The sequence below is a fragment of the Pseudomonas sp. P129 genome (genome assembly GCF_020312195.1).
In the GTDB taxonomy this organism is placed as follows: Bacteria; Pseudomonadota; Gammaproteobacteria; order Pseudomonadales; family Pseudomonadaceae; genus Aquipseudomonas; species Aquipseudomonas fragariae.
This window is the reverse complement of record NZ_JAGPYS010000049.1, coordinates 1-307: the sequence shown is the minus strand read 5'-3', so window position 1 is coordinate 307 and position 307 is coordinate 1. Positions and strand designations below refer to the sequence as shown.

1 protein-coding gene is annotated in these 307 nt (G+C 54.1%); it reads left to right on the top strand.

Going from position 1 to position 307, the window contains the following annotated elements:
• Positions 1–42: 42 nt before the first annotated feature.
• The coding region (locus KBY02_RS26680; RefSeq protein ID WP_225650868.1) for a transposase at positions 43–307 on the top strand (265 nt) is incomplete at its 3' end.

The following is a 307-nucleotide window of genomic DNA, read 5'->3' as shown; positions in this document are numbered from 1 at the left end:
TGGTGTGACCCCCGAAGGTTGGATGCAACCTTTGGAGGCGTCATGGGTAAATATACAGAGCAGGCAAAACTCGCAGCCGTGAAAGAGTATTGTGCCGGCAAGGCAGGTTTGAGGGATGTTGCGCGTCGCCACGATGTGGACTTTTCCTGCCTTCGTCAGTGGGTCGCGGCTTATCAGATCCACGGCCCAGCCGCTCTTAAAGAGAAAAGGCGGCAGCGTTACAGTGACGAATTCAAGCTAGCTGTTTTGAAGCGCATGCATGATGAGCGATTATCACTGCGCCAGACAGCGGCCTTGTTCGATATCC